A 15,780-nucleotide genomic window follows, 5' to 3' on the forward strand; every position below is an offset into this window, starting at 1 on the left:
TTCATGGTCTCACCATCTTTATTCTTTATATTTTTTTCTTGCCTCTTCAAATATTCGATTTAGTTTTTCAATTTGTTTATTACTTGCTTGCTTACTATCGTTCAAATGACCGTCGTATTCGATTTCATTACTCTCTAATGGCACTTTTCCATAATAAACACCTTTAATCGTATACTCATCATGTGTCGTACTTTTTCTTAAAAATAAAAGATAGCTTTTATTATCTTTCATCAACTGGTACCCTGCCGAACCGTACATTGTATTAGCCTTTTTATCAAACGCTCCGTTCTCCATAACTTTTATGATATTACCCTTATTTAACGCGTATCCCTTTTCATTTTTAAACACTTTTTTGATCTCAACATCACTTATCGTGTAAAAACCCGTCACCATATCGCCATCTTTATCGAAATAACTCTCTCCATTTTTTTTCGTACCTATCAAAATAACTTCACTATCATTCTCCATTTCTTCTAAATAATTGTATTCGTCTATAATTTTCGACTCACTATGAACATATTTTGTATTCACATTGCTTAGTTCAGATTGTGTATTGTTACAGGCAGACAAAAATAAAATGGTAAAAAAAAGAAAAATAATCTTTTTCATCAGGCTACTTCCTTTCCACTAATAGATAGCATTTATTCCATTCCAATCATCACTTTGCGGATACTCGTCATTTAGGAAACCCTTTGAAAGCATAATAGCACGAACATCGTCTTCATGATCCAATCCGAGAGCATGACCGACCTCGTGTGCTGTTGTTTCCCTCGTCTGAACCCAAGACAACTTTTGAAAACCTGGTAAATAGATCCTCAACTGCGACTTATCGTATGTGCAATCCCAACAAGCAGTCACTTGCCCTAGCCAGTTCACATTATAGTTGATACAATCAGCGACAACGGAACCCATATCCTTCGTACTAGCCCACCATTTATAGTTAGCTTGGGAGGCATCGTACGTTCTGGTCGTACCAATAAGTGGGGAGCTATCGAACGCTTCCGAACCATACACTACCCTCGCTTCATAACCAGCATTAATAACCGACGAATCGATCCAATATTTTAGCGAGTTTGGGTTCCTATATTTTCCGCCAAATAGCTCATAAGCATACGTATTGCTGCTAAGAATGAAGTATATCACGATAATACATGAAAAAATAAATCGTCTCAAATCCGCTCCCCCTGACAATTTGTCGTTGTTTTAACTTTTAAATGATCATACCATTTTTTTTTTTTTTGTAAACCGCTTTTCGATCAGAACATATTTCCATCTTTTTCAGCATAACAAGACCCTATTTTCGCATGTTTATGTTATAATATTCTTTGAATTTTGTTTTGTTGAGGGAGCATATATGGGGAGAGAGAAAATGAGACGATGGCTGTACATCTTGCTTGTCATTGTGCCGTGCCTTGTAGGGAGCGCATGGATTGTGCTTTGGCAAGATGAACAACAACAGCAGCAACTCGTCGAAGAAACGCGTCTGTTTGCGAATATACATAAAAACGATTTAGATCGCTTTCTTTCGGAAACGACAGCTCGACTGGAAACGTTAGCGCTCATCATAAGCAAACATATGGCCATGTTAAAAGAAGAAGAAATTCATGACATCTTGCATGACATGCAAAAACAAGACGTTCGTTTTGAACGCATCTCCTTTTTTTCGGAAAGTACAACTGCGGCAATGCAGTTAGCAAAAACAACAAAACGGACGGTCATCGACAGCCATCATACGACGACGATCGTCACACCCATTATATATGAAAAAACAAATGAAACAGCTGGCTTTTTAGTAGCCAAGTTACGGACAAATTATATACAAAATCGTATGAAAATTATTCACCCAGATGCTTCGTTTCGCTTATACGATGAGAACGGTGCTATCCTGATGTCAACAAATCCACTTCGTCCGTCGAAACAAACGGTGACCGTCCATTTAAATAACGCACCGTGGATGATTGAGGCGAACGTGCCAAGCGTCAGTATAAAGCAAAAAATGAAAACGGCTCTTCCATATATTTTGTCGCTCATCGTTTTCATTCATATCATTTGGTTATTCATTCAATATTGGCTGCTTAAGCGACAAACGATGATCGAGCGCATGGAAACAGAAGCACAAAAGCTTGAGTTAGTCGGCACGCTCGCTGCGAGTACGGCACACGAAATTCGCAATCCGCTCGCTGGCATCAAAGGGTTTATTCAACTATTAAGTGAAAAACATAAAGATAACGAATCACAGCTTTATTTTTCCGTTATTCAAAACGAAATTACACGCATTAATGACATCGTGAATGAATTTTTAATTCTCGGCAAACCAACAGCGCAAAAACTTGAAACGTGCGATCTCAACTCCATTGTTCAAAGCATTCATCCGATGATCGAGTCGCAAGCACATTTACATAACGTCGTCTATACGTTTCATCGTGCCGATGTGCCGCTGCCGATTCGCTGTTCAAAAGACCATTTAAAACAAGTCATACTCAATTTAGCAAAAAACGCAATCGAAGCGATGTCACGTGGCGGACAACTGACCATTTCTCTTACGAAACAAAACGATTGGGCGGTGTTGCACGTCGCTGATACAGGTTGCGGCATGCCAAAGCATGTGAAAGACAAACTGTTTCAACCGTTTGTCACATCGAAACAAACGGGAACAGGGCTTGGGCTCGTCATATGTAAACGTATCATCGATATGCACAAAGGGACAATCGACATTCATAGTATAGAAGAGAAAGGAACGACGATTACCGTTCGCCTTCCTTTACAGTAGGAGGTGGAAACATGTTTGACATGCTTGTTGGCAGTACGTTATCCGCGCTAGCGACAGGGGCTGGCGCTGTTCCGATTTTATTTTTGTCGCGCTCATTAACGCACAAATGGCGCGATATATTGCTTGCTTTTACAGCTGGCATTATGATGGCCGCATCGATGCTCGGATTAATTCCAGAGGCTCTTTCTTCTGGCACATTTTTTTCCCTTGCGATCGGATTATGCATTGGGGTATTTACGTTAACGTTTCTTGAAAACATCGTACCGCATATCGATTTAACCCATACAAAAAGCGGCATGAAGATGGATCAAAAATCGTTGCTTGTGCTTGCGGCAATCACGCTTCATAACATTCCAGAAGGGTTATCTGTCGGCGTCAGCTATGCCTCCGGTGAACAAAGTCATATCGGTGATTTAATTGCGCTAGCGATCGGCTTTCAAAACGCACCTGAAGGGTTGCTCGTTGCGCTTTTTTTGTTTAATCAACATATATCAAAAGGAAAAGCGTTTTTCATGGCAACAGGGACGGGGCTCATTGAACTTGTCGCCTCTGTCATCGGCTTTTATTTAACGGCGGTCGTTCAGTCGCTCGTTCCGTACGGATTAGCGTTTGCTGCTGGGGCGATGCTATTTATTATTTATAAAGAGTTAATCCCTGAAAGCCATGGGGATGGAAATGAAAAATCGTCAACGTATGCCTTCATTATCGGGCTGTTAGTCATGGTGTTTTTAATTGAAACGTTTTAAAGGATGATGAACATGTCGAAATATTATATGCTTCTTTTATTGACAAGCGCCTTATGGGGAGGCAACTTTGTCGCAAGCAAACTGCTTGTTGCACACGCCTCTCCGCTTTCGTTAACGTTTATTCGTTGGACGATCGCCGTCCTTTTTTTATTTCCAATCGTGTTGAAAAAAGAACGATCCGTTCGTTTACAAAAACAAAGTATCGTACCACTTATTGCGATGGGGCTTTCAGGCGTCGTCTTATTTAACGTTTTTATGTTTCAAGCGTTGCGCTATACATCTGCTGATCATGTCGGGTTAATTTCGACATTAAATCCGATCGCGATTGCGCTTGTGGCATACGCCGTTTACCGCGATAAACTTACGATTCGACAATGGCTGGCCATGGTTCTCTCCCTGATCGGCGTGCTGATCGTGATGACGCATGGACAACTTCATCGCCTATCGGACATCAACGTCGGGGATATATGGATGGTTGCCGCAGTCATCATTTGGGGCGTCTATTCCGCCTGTGCAAAAGCGGTTATGAAGTCGTATTCCCCGCTTGCGGCAACGTTTTGGTCCGGCGTCTTTGGCGTCATCGGATTGTTGCCGTTTCTTTCTTCTTTTTCAATCCATGATGTCAACTTCTCGTTTGTATTGGCGCTTTTATATACGAGCGTCGGGGCGACGGTGCTTGCGATGTTTCTTTGGAACGTCGGCGTGAAACAAGTCGGTGCCACAACCGCGGGGATGTTTTTAAATTTCAATCCGCTTTTTACTGCGCTGTTTGCGTACATATTACTTGGCGAAATGTTCACCGCACCGCAATGGATCGGTTCATTCATTACGATTGCAGGCGTCATTTTGTTCACAAAAAAATAGAAGGGGCGTTACACCCCTTCTTTTTCCTCGTATGGATGTGCTACCCAACCAGATGGATCAATAAACAACCGAACGGCAACAACTTGGCGGTCGTCCATTAATGTAAAGAAATGTGGGTTTCCTTCTGGAACAGAAATGACATCGCCCGCTTCAAGCTCAACGTCAAAGTAGCCTGTTTGTTCATCTCCTTTAATAACGAAAATGCCATGACCAGCAACAATCGCCCGCACTTCGTCTTCTGTATGCGTATGCACTTGTTCAAATTTTTTCAATAGCTCTTCTAAATTTGGCGTTTGTTCGCAGAGGGCAACAACATCCCACGCTTGATAGCCTCTTCGTTTTGCTAAATCTTCAATTTCTGTTTGAAACGCTGCTAAAATGTGCGCTTTTTCTTCGTCTGTTAATACAAATTTGTTTTGTAGATGAGCGGGAAGTTTCTTTGCATCCCAATGTTCATATAACACTCCTTGCTTATTTAAAAACGCTGCAACGTTTTCCTTTCCTTCAATCACTTCACCTGTGTTGCGCACTTTAATAACTGCCATACCATACTCCCCCTTATCGTTTTAAAAGTAGTAATTTTACATAGTACTGACATAAAAACTCGCAAGCTTCTAAAAACTTTTTCGCTTCAAACGCATCTTTTCCCCATACGGTCACGCCGTGGTTGCGAATAAGCACTGCTCCTCGATCTTCATGAACATGGTCGGCAAACGCTTTTGCTAACGTCGGAATATGAGCGAAATTCGGAATAATCGGAATGCGAAACGCCGCATCTTCTTCCCATAAGCCGAACGCTTTAATCATTTCTTGATTTGTAAAAATGACCTCCCCTTCTTCGCCGTACCATTCGGAAATAATGTTATTGTCGACGGTGTGGACATGAAGCACACAACCGGCGTTCGTTTTATTGTAAATTTTAACGTGAAGAAGCGTCTCGGCTGACGGTTTCAAGTGCGTCGCCTCCGCTGGCTGTCCGTCGGCACCGACAAGTAAAAAATCTTCCGCCGTCTCTTTTCGCTTATCTTTTCCGCTCGCAGTGACAAGAAACGTAAGCGGCTCATCGCTCACTTTTATCGACAAGTTGCCACTCGTCCCCATAAACCAGTCGCGCGCCGCTAGCTCTCGTTTCACCTCGGCAAGCTCTACCCATTTTTGTTGTCTCACGCGATCACCTCGCTTTCTTTTAACACGTCAATGACATCAAAAAACGTCGTAAACGGCGTATGCGGCAAGTGGAGCTCACGGCATTTTTCAAGCAAAAAGTCGCGCGCCATGACGTGATCGGCTAGTTTGGCTGCTGCCAAGTCGGTAATGGAGTCGCCAATGACGATCGTTTTTGCCCCTTTTGGTGCAAGTTTGCGAAGAAGCGACGGCTTGCAGCAGCCGCAGCCGTTTTGACAATGTTCATCGCACGCATACGGCCACGTAATGCGAATCGTTTCCCCGCTAAAATCGGCGCTGTTACAAAAAATACGCTCTTTTTCAACGAGTCCGTGAAGAAGTGGATACACGAAAAAGTCAATGCCGCCGCTCACAATATAAAGCGGGATTTGTCGTTCGTTCGTAAACGCGACAAAATCGGAAAATCCGTCGCGAATGCGTGCGGTATCAAGCAAAAATTGCACGATGTCTTCTTTCAACGTCGTCGGCAACAGCGAAAACATGCGCCCGACCCCTTGTTGTACGGAACATGTTTGGGCGAGTATATCGTCTTTGATCGCTTCCCACTCCGGCGGAGCAAACTGTTTCATTAAAGCAATAATGTTATCGTTTAACGTAATCGTCCCGTCAAAGTCGCAAAAAATGACTGGCTTCATGATGCACTTCCCCATAAGTCAAGCGCTTGTTTTAATGCTTCATGTTCTTTCGCTGCCTCATGAAGCGAACGCCCAGCAAGCACCGCTTCGACAGCAGCGCGAAACGCTTGCCCGCCGCCGACCGCTCCGCTCGGATGCCCGTGCACGCCACCGCCTGCGTTAATGACAGAGTCGATGCCAAAGTCGCGCACAAGAAGCGGCACAAGCCCCGGATGAATGCCGGCAGATGGGACAGGAAACGCGCGCAAAAACGGTTCTTCTTTCGTTAATTCATCGCGAATCGCAACCGTTTGTTCTTTTTCAAGCGCAACGCTTCCGTACGGTGATGGGAAGAGTGAAAAGTCCGCCCCTGCCATGCGCAACAGTTTTCCAAGAAGCAAAGCGTAGCTTACGCCATATACGCGCGATGAGGCGACCGCTCCGCTAAACGACGGATGCGCCATAATCGGCAAACGAATGTCATCATCTTCACGAAGCGCTTGCAACACATCAAGTCCATATGTAAACACGTTAAACAATAATACGTCCGCGCCAAGCTCCGCTGCTTTCTTCGCTTTTTCTTTTAACTGAAACGTTTTTCCGGTTAAGTTCACCGCATATAACGTCCGATGCCCTGTTTGTTCGTACACTTCCTGAAGCGCTTGTTTTCCTGCCACGATGCGCTTGTCAAACGGCGTCAAGTCGTTGTCAAATAAAATTTCATCGTCTTTCACAAGATCAACGCCACCGAGCGCTTGCAGCTTCAATTGTTCGGTGACGTATTGTAAATCACGCCCAATCACCGCTTTAAAAATGCTCATGACAAGCGGACGGTGAAAGACGCCAAGTTTTTCGCGAATGCCGTCAATCCCAAAGCGCGGACCAGGGAATGCGCGCTTCAGTTCGTCGGAAAACGTTAAGTCAATCAGTTTAATCGTTCCGTCAAGCGACAATTTGCCAAATGTCGTTGTCAAAATGGCAGGCAAATCGGCACTAAAATTGACGCTCGGATACGAAATGCGCACAAGCGCACGTTTTAGTCTCTTTCCAAAAAACGTATTGACACGCTCGTCTTCCTCTAGCTCTTCAATCGACTGAACGATCCCTTTATGTTTTTTTAACTGTTCTTGTTCCAGTTGCGGTAAATCAGTCCACGACCCGACAGTCAGTCCAAGCGCGATACCTTCTGCTTTTTTCGCTAAATCTTTGTCGTCATGAATCAAATACGTTGCGGTAATCATATGTCCACCCCTTTACAAATAAAAAACCTCTTCATAAGAAGAGGCTAATTGTTCGTCTCTTCTTATCTCTCAGCGTATTGCTGCGAGAATTAGCACCGTGCTTAAACAGCTGTTTAAGTCGGTTGCCGGGCTTCATCGGGCTCGTCCCTCCGCCTACTCTTGATAAGAATTCGCAATGTATGAAATTTTTTGAATGGTTCGTTTTTCATAAATTTACTTCGAATTATGACAGCACATGTGGCATTTGTCAATCATTTTTTAAAAAAGTTGCAGTTGTCCGATGCGCCAAGCCGCTTCTTTTAGCCTGTCTTCGCTCGTCAGTAGCCCTGTGCGCACATAGCCTTCCCCATGTTCACCAAACCCGATCCCCGGAGCGACCGCCACGTGCGCTTGTTTAAGCAACAGGTCAGCAAATGTTTCTGACGTATAACCGTTCGGCACCGGAAGCCAAGCGAAAAACGAACCTGCTGGCGCTTGGACGTCCCAACCGATGTCACGCAAAGCATGAATAAACGTATTTCGCCTTGCTTCATACGTGGCGACAAGCTCGGCGACGCACTGTTGCGACTCGAGTAGCGCGACTGCTGCCGCTTCTTGAATAGCACCGAACATGCTGACGTACAAATGGTCTTGGAGTACGTGGATTGCTTCAATCATGCTTTCGTTGCCGACCGCAAAGCCGATGCGCCACCCTGCCATATTGTACGTTTTCGAAAACGTATAAATTTCAATGCCGACGTCTTTTGCCCCTTCAACTTGTAAAAAGCTGACCGGCTTTTTCCCATCAAAGCCAATCGCTCCGTATGCGAAATCGTGCACGACAGCGATATGATGTTTTTCCGCAAATGAAACGGTTTCTTGAAAAAACGATTCCGTTGCTGTCGCGCCTGTCGGATTGTTCGGATAGTTTAAAAACATCAATTTTGCCTCGCGAACGACGTCTTTCGGTAGCTCATCGTAAGCGGGCAAAAAGCTGTTTTCCGCCCGCAGCGGCATCATTTCCATGCGCGCCCGCGCAAGCACGACTCCCGACCAATAGTCCGGATAACCGGGATCGGGAACGAGGACGACATCACCTGAATTTAATAAACAAAGCGGCATTTCGACAAGCCCTGCTTTTCCGCCAAATAAAATAGCGACTTCTTTTTCCGGGTCAACCGTCACCCCGTATTCACGCTTATAAAACGTCGCCACCGCCTCTTTGAAAAACGAATAGCCGCGAAACGGCGAATATTTATGATACATCGGCTTTGCCACCGCCTGTTGCATCGCGCGCACAATATGTGCGGGCGTCGGCTGATCGGGATTTCCTTGTCCGAGATTAATGACATCGTGCCCTTCAGCGATGACCGCCTGTACGTTTTGCACAAGCGACGCAAAAAATTGCTTCGGTAGTTGTTGTAACACGTTCGATTGTGGAAATATGTTCATTTTTTTCACACCTACTTCACAAAAAGGTTGAAATTCTAGTCAAGTATCATATATCGTAAAAATCAAAATGTAAAGAAAATTTTTTGTTGAGGTGAATGATATGAACATCGCTTGCATACAAATGGACATTGCGTTTGGAACACCCGAAAAAAATAAACAAACCGCCTTGCGCTACATCGAACAAATCGCTCGTGACGTTGACGTCGTCGTTTTGCCTGAACTATGGACGACAGGCTATGATTTAACGAGACTTGCTCATATCGCTGACGAAAACGGCGAAGAGGCAAAATCGTTTCTTTCCGAACTTGCCCGCACGTACGATGTGCATATCGTCGGTGGATCGGTCGCAAAAAAAACGAACGAACGAATGACGAACACGATGTATGTCGTCAACCGAAACGGCGACGTCGTTGGCGAATATAGTAAACTTCATTTGTTCCAATTGATGGATGAGCATTTGTATTTGCAAGCAGGAGAAACGATGGGGCTATTTTCGCTCGATGAAACGACGTGTGCCGGCGTCATTTGTTACGACATTCGTTTTCCAGAATGGATTCGCGCGCATGCGCTACATGGTGCAGAAGTATTGTTTGTCGTTGCGCAATGGCCGCTTTCTCGCCTTCATCATTGGCGTACGCTATTAACGGCGCGGGCGATCGAAAATCAATGTTACGTTGTCGCTTGCAACCGCGCAGGAAAAGACCCGAACAACGTATTTGCTGGACATTCGCTGATCATTGATCCGTGGGGAAACGTGCTTGCTGAAGGAGGCGAACAAGAGACGGTCATTGTGACGAATATCGATATAAACGACGTGCAAGACGTGCGTGCGCGCATCCCGATTTTTTCCGATCGTCGCCCAGACGTGTATAAAATGTTTGAAAAAAAAGATTGACAAACGAGCATAATGCGATGTATGATTCGAATCAAGCGAATTCACACAACTTTTTCACTGTTTATAACATTCGAATAATAACAAACACTCTTATCAAGAGCAGGTGGAGGGACGAGCCCGATGAAGCCCGGCAACCGGCGATGACGCACGGTGCTAATTCTTGCAGCAGTAGGCTGAGAGATAAGAGGTGCGAAGCAAACTTCAAACCTCTTTCGTTCAGCGAAAGAGGTTTTTTATTTTGAGAGGAGGCATGTATATGTACGAACCATTGACAGAACAAAAAGCGATTGCCCTTGCTGTTCGTTTAGGGCTATTTGGAGAAGATGCGCTTCTTTCTAGCGAAGAAATTGGTGACGGGAACTTAAATCTCGTCTTTCGCATCGTCAACGAGCGAACAAACGACAGCATCATCATTAAACAAGCGTTGCCGTATGCGAAAGTCGTTGGCGAAAGCTGGCCGCTTACATTAAAACGGGCAACAATTGAAAGCCAAGCGTTGCGCACGTTCGCGAGCTACGTTCCTCACTATGTTCCGAAAGTATACTATTCCGATGAGACATTAGCGATTACAGTGATGGAAGATTTGTCGCATTTACACATTGCACGCCGCGGGCTCATCGAAGGAAAAACGTTTCCGCGTTTATCGGAACATATCGGCGAATTTGTCGCCAAAACAGCGTTTTACACGTCGGACTTTGGCATGAATCAACAACAAAAAAAGAAGCTCGTACAACAATTTACAAATCCCGAACTATGTAAAATTACGGAAGACCTCGTCTTTACTGATCCGTTTTTTGACCACGACACGAACAACTTTGAAACAGAGCTTCGTGCCGATGTCGAACAGCTTTGGCAAGATGATGTGCTTCAGCGCGAAACAGCGAAATTAAAACGGCTTTTTTTAACGAAAGCGGATGTGTTGCTTCATGGGGATTTACATACGGGAAGCATTTTCGCAAGCGACGAGGAAACGAAAGTGATCGACCCGGAGTTTGCGTTTTACGGTCCGATCGGCTTCGATTTAGGGCAATTTTTTGCCAACTTACTATTAAACGCTCTCTCCCGTCATGAACGTGACCGCGAACCGCTTTTTGCTCATATTGAAAACACATGGGACGTCTTTACCCGCACGTTTGCTGAACTTTGGCGCGAAAGCAACGAACCGTATGCGCGCACATCTGGCGTGCTTGATGACATCATAGGCGATGCGCTCGTTGAGGCGATCGGCTTTGCCGGTTGCGAAGTCATTCGCCGGACGATCGGGTTGGCGCATGTGGCGGACCTTGATGAATTGCCGCTTGAGCGCAGACTTCACGCAAAACGCCACGCCCTCCGTCTCGGTCGCGAACTTATCGTGCAGCGAAACAAACTAGCGATCGATGACGTGAAAAAGCTCGTGCAACAAACGGTGCATGTGAACAGCTAGGAGGAAGACGATGAAAGCAATACAATGGCATGATACACATATTACGATTTTAAACCAACAAGCGTTGCCTCATAAGACTGAATATTTAGAATTAAAACATATCGAAGACGTATGGGACGCGATCGTTACGTTAAAAGTGCGCGGAGCGCCAGCGATCGGCATGACTGCCGCCTACGGTTTGGCACTTGCGGCTCAATCATATGAGACCGATGATTTAGCGACATTTCATACCGAACTAAAACGCGACCGCGACTATTTAGCAAGTTCGCGACCGACCGCCGTCAATTTATTTTGGGCGCTTGACCGGCTCACAAAAAGCGTCGCGAACGCTACATCCGTCAACGAAGCGAAAACGACGCTTATTCATGAAGCGATTTGCATGCAAATCGAAGATGAAGACGTCTGCCGCCGCATCGGTGAACATGCCCTTTCCTTGTTTCAAGACGGCGACCGTATCATGACGATTTGTAATGCAGGAGCGATTGCCACAGCCCGTTACGGCACCGCACTTGCGCCGTTTCATTTAGCGAAAGAAAAAGGGATCACGCTTCATGCGTACGCTTGCGAAACACGCCCGGTGTTGCAAGGAGCAAGGCTAACCGCATGGGAACTTTCCGAAGCTGGCGTCGATGTGACGCTCATTACAGATAACATGGCGGCACAAACGATGAAAGCGAAGCATATTTCCGCAGTCATCGTCGGGGCAGATCGCATCGCCGCCAACGGCGATACAGCAAACAAAATCGGCACGTTCGGCTTAGCCATTTTAGCGAAAGCGTTCAACATTCCATTTTACGTCGCCGCCCCGCTATCGACGATCGACTTACAGACGAAAACAGGCGACGACATTCCGATTGAAGAGCGAGCGAAAGAAGAAGTCACACATATCGGCGGCGTGCGCATCGCGCCAGATGTGAACGTCTACAATCCGGCATTTGATGTCACACCGCATGAACTCATTACCGGCATCATTACGGAAAAAGGGATTATCTTCGGCGACTACGAAACGAAACTGCCGACATTATTTGAGGAGGTTTTGGCATGAAAAACATATGGGCAATCATCGTGCTTTTATTCGCGCTTTTAGTCGGTTGCACAAACGAACAAGACGCCGTCTCAAAACGAGCGGAACAACCGAAAGAAGAAGCGAAACAAACGAACGAAACAACGGATGCAAAAGCGGATATCCCTGCAGCATTAAACAAACCGATTAAAATAGCTGCCATTATGCAAATGTCAATCGGCACGTTTTCATCGCAATATATCGCAGGCGTGAAAGAACAAGTCGCGAAATTTGGTGGCGACGTGCAAATTTATAACGCTGACAACGATTTAACGAAAATGGCATCATACGTCGAAACAGCGATCAACCAAAACGTCGATGCGATTTTATTAGACCACGGGCGCGCAGATGCATTAAAAGCACCTGTTGAAAAGGCGCTGGAGAAAGGCATTCACGTCGTTGCGTTTGATAACGATTTAAACATTCCAGGAGTCACCGTCATTGACCAAGACGATTACAGCTTAGCATGGAAAACGTTAAAAACGTTAGCGGAAGATTTAAACGGGGAAGGCGAAATTGTCACGATTTGGGTCGGCGGCTTTACGCCAATGGAACGCCGCCATGTCATTTACGAAGCATTTCAAAAACGGTATCCGAACATTAAAGAAGTAGCGAAATTCGGCACCGCAAGCGCCAATACCGCTTTAGATACACAAACACAAATGGAAGCCATTTTAAAAAAATATCCGAACAAAGGCGACATCGACGCGGTTTTTGCGACATGGGATGAGTTCGCCAAAGGAGCAACGCGCGCCATTCAACAAGCCGGTCGAACAGAAATTAAAGTGTACGGCATCGACTTAAGCGACGAAGATTTACAACTCATTCAACAACCAAATAGCCCATGGGTCGCAACAACGGCAACCGACCCAGCGGAAGTCGGTCGCGTTCAAGTGCGCTTTGCGTATCAAAAAATCGCCGGAGAACAAACGCCAAACATTTATTCACTTGAACCACACTTAGTGAAACGTTCAGACTTGCCGAGCACACCAATTACGATGAACGAGCTAAACAACTACATGCCAAGCTGGGGACAATCGAACGTTGCCATCTCCCCATGGATGAAGACGCTTGAAGAAAAGGTGAAAAAGCAATGAGCGGTTTGCGCATGAAACAAATCGTCCATACATTTGGCGATGTGACCGTATTAAACGGCGTGAACTTCCATGTCCAACCGGGCGAAGTTCACGCCCTTTTAGGTATGAATGGAGCTGGAAAAAGCACGTTAATGAACATTTTAGCTGGCGTCTTGCAGCCGGTGAGCGGAACGATTGAAATAGACAGAAAGGTGCATACATTTTCTTCTCCGAAAGATGCAAAACGAGCAGGCATCGGACATGTCGTACAAGAAGTGGATGCGGCATTATTCCCTGCTTTGTCCGTATATGAAAATATTCTCGCTGAACAAATTGTCGCTCAAAAACAAATATCGTTTTCTAAAACGAAACATCGGGCTGCTGTTTTACAACTGCTTGAGCGCGTCGGCTTAACACATTTGTCGCCTGATGTCTCTGTACAAACATGCACGCTTCATGAAAAACAACTCATTTTGCTAGCACGCGTCCTTTCTTCTTCTGCTCGCTACATTATTTTAGATGAGCCAACCGCCTCGTTAAGCGAAGAAGAAACGAAACGATTGTTTGCGATGATCGAACAGCTAAAAGCGCAAGGGGTGTCGTTTATTTACATTTCGCATAAATTGCACGAAGTAAAACGCATATGCGATCGAATGACGATTTTGCGGGATGGCGAAGTCGTATACGAAGGCGATGTGTCGCTCGCGACAGAAGACATCGTTCGCCATATGGTCGGACGGCAAACAGAGATGCGCAACGAACGGGCACGCAACATAAGCAAAGAAACGATATTTGAAGTCAAGCAATTGTACATTCCAAAAACGAAAACAACGGTCGATCTTGCGGTTCGGCGCGGTGAAATTGTCGGCATCGCTGGCATTGTCGGGGCAGGAAAAACAGAGTTGGCCGAAAGCATCATCGCTCATGTCGAAACGACAGGCGAACGCATCGTGCGTGGAGAAAAACAAACATGGACCTCTCCAAAAGATGCGATTGAAGCGGGCGTTTGTTTCATTCCAGAAGAACGCCGGAAACAAGGGCTTTTTATGAGCGAAACGGTCGAAAAAAATTTGACCGTCCGTCTATTGTCAAATATTGCCCCATGGCAATGGATTCAAAAACGGAACGAGCGCGCCATCGCAACAAGCCTCATTTCATCGTTACATATTCGCCCATCTTCGCCGACGGCGCTTGTGAAACATTTAAGCGGCGGCAATCAACAAAAAGTGGTGATCGGGAAATGGTTACAAACCAATAGCGACGTCTTTCTTTTTGATGAGCCGACAAAAGGCATTGACGTACATGCGAAGGAAGAAGTATTTTCGATTATTCGCACGCTTGCTGAAAAAGGAAAAGCGATCATTTATTTCACGAGCGAATGTCAAGAATTACTCCATATCGCCGATACGATTTACGTTATGGTCGACGGTCAGTTCGTAAAAAAAGTGGACGCACTCGAAGCGACATATGAACAGCTCGTCTATGACATGACTGGGGGTGGAACGAATTGAAGTTTTTATACAAATACGGAACGATACTCGCCATCGTTATCGTCATCGCTTTTTTTAGTCTCACGCTCGATTCATTTTTTACGTATGCGAACTTTAGCGACATTTTGCGCTCGATTTCGATCGTCACGCTCGTTGCGATCGGCATTACGTTTTCGTTAGTTGTCGATGGATTCGATTTATCCGTCGGCTCGACAGTCAGTTTGGCAACCATCGCAAGCGCCTCCGCGCTCGTTTTACATCGCCAAGAGCTGCTTGTTGCGCTTATCGTCCCACTTATACTCGGTGCGCTCGTTGGAATACTTAATGCGTTTCTCATTATCCGTCTTCGTTTACCTGACTTATTGGCGACGTTAGCGGTGATGTACATCATTAACGGCGTACAGCTCACATACACGAAAGGATTTTCCATTTATAACGACATGCCACTTCCAGAAGGTGGCGTGGCGCCGGGAAAATTCATTCCATCATTTTTATTTATCGGACAAGGGGAACTGTTTGGCATTCCGTTTTCTGTGTTGCTTATGCTTTTGCTCGTCATTGGCGCTCATCTTTTTTTAACGTATACAAAAACGGGACGTTTATTTTATATGACAGGAGAAAATCGTGAAGCAGCCCATCTCACCGGTATTCCTGTCAACCGCTACCGCACGTATGCGTATGTCATTAGCGGGATGTTTGCGGCTTTAGGCGGCATTGTGCTCGCTTCACGCATCGGTACGGGGCAAGTGTCGGCGGGCGCATCACTGTTAATGGACGGTGTAGCTGCTGCGTTTATCGGCTTTTCTGTATTTGGCATCGGCAAACCGAATGTGATCGGTACGTTACTTGGCTCGATTTTTATTGGCGTCTTGTTAAACGGGCTGACGATGATGAACGTTCCGTATTACGCGCAAGATATTGTAAAAGGCGCACTATTAATTTTCGCACTTGCGTTGTCCCATATGGTTAAAAAATAACC

At 45.5% G+C, this 15,780-nt stretch carries 16 protein-coding genes and 2 riboswitches; of the genes, 9 read left to right on the plus strand and 7 right to left on the minus strand.

Features of this window, described 5'->3' with window-relative positions; translation table 11 throughout:
• Window positions 1-18: 18 nt before the first annotated feature.
• Both ASC42_RS01920 and ASC42_RS01925 read right to left on the minus strand, forming a co-directional pair.
• Entirely contained in the window at window positions 19-609 is a 591-nt protein-coding gene (locus tag ASC42_RS01920; protein ID WP_055440310.1) for a membrane lipoprotein lipid attachment site-containing protein, read from the minus strand.
• A gap of 18 nt (window positions 610-627) precedes the next feature.
• Window positions 628-1,173, minus strand: a complete 546-nt coding sequence (locus ASC42_RS01925; protein ID WP_055440311.1) for a matrixin family metalloprotease — start codon at window positions 1,171-1,173, stop codon at window positions 628-630.
• A gap of 181 nt (window positions 1,174-1,354) precedes the next feature.
• Here ASC42_RS01925 and ASC42_RS01930 point away from each other — a divergent pair, with 181 nt between their 5' ends.
• From ASC42_RS01930 to ASC42_RS01940, 3 genes are read left to right on the plus strand one after another with little or no spacing between them, the layout of a single operon-like run.
• Complete coding sequence (locus ASC42_RS01930) at window positions 1,355-2,770, plus strand: ATP-binding protein (protein WP_055440312.1); 1,416 nt, start codon at window positions 1,355-1,357, stop codon at window positions 2,768-2,770.
• A gap of 11 nt (window positions 2,771-2,781) precedes the next feature.
• Complete coding sequence (locus ASC42_RS01935) at window positions 2,782-3,516, plus strand: ZIP family metal transporter (RefSeq protein WP_055440313.1); 735 nt, start codon at window positions 2,782-2,784, stop codon at window positions 3,514-3,516.
• A 12-nt stretch (window positions 3,517-3,528) separates the two neighbouring features.
• Window positions 3,529-4,380, plus strand: coding sequence for a DMT family transporter (locus ASC42_RS01940; protein ID WP_072242640.1), 852 nt, complete (start codon window positions 3,529-3,531; stop codon window positions 4,378-4,380).
• Between the two features lie 8 nt (window positions 4,381-4,388).
• Here ASC42_RS01940 and ASC42_RS01945 read toward each other — a convergent pair whose 3' ends face one another.
• From ASC42_RS01945 to ASC42_RS01965, 5 genes are all read right to left on the minus strand, one after another.
• Entirely contained in the window at window positions 4,389-4,925 is a 537-nt protein-coding gene (locus ASC42_RS01945; protein WP_055440315.1) for a 1,2-dihydroxy-3-keto-5-methylthiopentene dioxygenase, read from the minus strand.
• Window positions 4,926-4,938: 13 nt separating this feature from the next.
• A complete protein-coding gene (locus ASC42_RS01950; RefSeq protein ID WP_055440316.1) occupies window positions 4,939-5,547 on the minus strand; it encodes a methylthioribulose 1-phosphate dehydratase in 609 nt (202 codons plus the stop codon).
• Entirely contained in the window at window positions 5,544-6,200 is a 657-nt protein-coding gene (locus ASC42_RS01955; protein ID WP_141653480.1) for a 2-hydroxy-3-keto-5-methylthiopentenyl-1-phosphate phosphatase, read from the minus strand. The genes ASC42_RS01950 and ASC42_RS01955 overlap by 4 nt, the downstream gene beginning before the upstream one ends.
• Window positions 6,197-7,420 (minus strand): 2,3-diketo-5-methylthiopentyl-1-phosphate enolase, encoded by a 1,224-nt coding sequence (gene mtnW / locus ASC42_RS01960; RefSeq protein WP_055440318.1) that lies wholly within the window; start codon window positions 7,418-7,420, stop codon window positions 6,197-6,199. The genes ASC42_RS01955 and mtnW overlap by 4 nt, the downstream gene beginning before the upstream one ends.
• Window positions 7,421-7,479: 59 nt before the next feature.
• Window positions 7,480-7,589, minus strand: a riboswitch (SAM riboswitch).
• Between the two features lie 89 nt (window positions 7,590-7,678).
• On the minus strand, window positions 7,679-8,851 hold the full coding sequence (locus ASC42_RS01965; RefSeq protein ID WP_055440319.1) for a pyridoxal phosphate-dependent aminotransferase: 1,173 nt from the start codon (window positions 8,849-8,851) through the stop codon (window positions 7,679-7,681).
• A 100-nt stretch (window positions 8,852-8,951) separates the two neighbouring features.
• Here ASC42_RS01965 and ASC42_RS01970 point away from each other — a divergent pair, with 100 nt between their 5' ends.
• The 6 genes from ASC42_RS01970 (at window position 8,952) to ASC42_RS01995 (ending at window position 15,778) form a co-directional block, all read left to right on the plus strand.
• The gene (locus tag ASC42_RS01970; RefSeq protein ID WP_055440320.1) at window positions 8,952-9,746 is read left to right on the plus strand and encodes a carbon-nitrogen family hydrolase; all 795 of its coding nucleotides are present in this window, start codon (window positions 8,952-8,954) and stop codon (window positions 9,744-9,746) included.
• Between the two features lie 87 nt (window positions 9,747-9,833).
• Window positions 9,834-9,933, plus strand: a riboswitch (SAM riboswitch).
• 69 nt (window positions 9,934-10,002) lie between these two features.
• Entirely contained in the window at window positions 10,003-11,172 is a 1,170-nt protein-coding gene (gene mtnK, locus ASC42_RS01975) for an S-methyl-5-thioribose kinase (protein WP_055440321.1), read from the plus strand.
• Between the two features lie 10 nt (window positions 11,173-11,182).
• Window positions 11,183-12,217, plus strand: a complete 1,035-nt coding sequence (mtnA, locus tag ASC42_RS01980) for an S-methyl-5-thioribose-1-phosphate isomerase (protein ID WP_055440322.1) — start codon at window positions 11,183-11,185, stop codon at window positions 12,215-12,217.
• Window positions 12,214-13,332, plus strand: coding sequence for a sugar ABC transporter substrate-binding protein (locus ASC42_RS01985; RefSeq protein WP_055440323.1), 1,119 nt, complete (start codon window positions 12,214-12,216; stop codon window positions 13,330-13,332). The genes mtnA and ASC42_RS01985 overlap by 4 nt, the downstream gene beginning before the upstream one ends.
• Entirely contained in the window at window positions 13,329-14,822 is a 1,494-nt protein-coding gene (locus tag ASC42_RS01990) for a sugar ABC transporter ATP-binding protein (RefSeq protein ID WP_055440324.1), read from the plus strand. Before ASC42_RS01985 ends, ASC42_RS01990 begins: the two co-directional genes overlap by 4 nt.
• Complete coding sequence (locus tag ASC42_RS01995; protein ID WP_032100638.1) at window positions 14,819-15,778, plus strand: ABC transporter permease; 960 nt, start codon at window positions 14,819-14,821, stop codon at window positions 15,776-15,778. Before ASC42_RS01990 ends, ASC42_RS01995 begins: the two co-directional genes overlap by 4 nt.
• Window positions 15,779-15,780 lie beyond the last annotated feature (2 nt).

Source organism: Anoxybacillus suryakundensis (genome assembly GCF_001418025.1).
GTDB lineage: Bacteria > Bacillota > Bacilli > Bacillales > Anoxybacillaceae > Anoxybacillus > Anoxybacillus tengchongensis.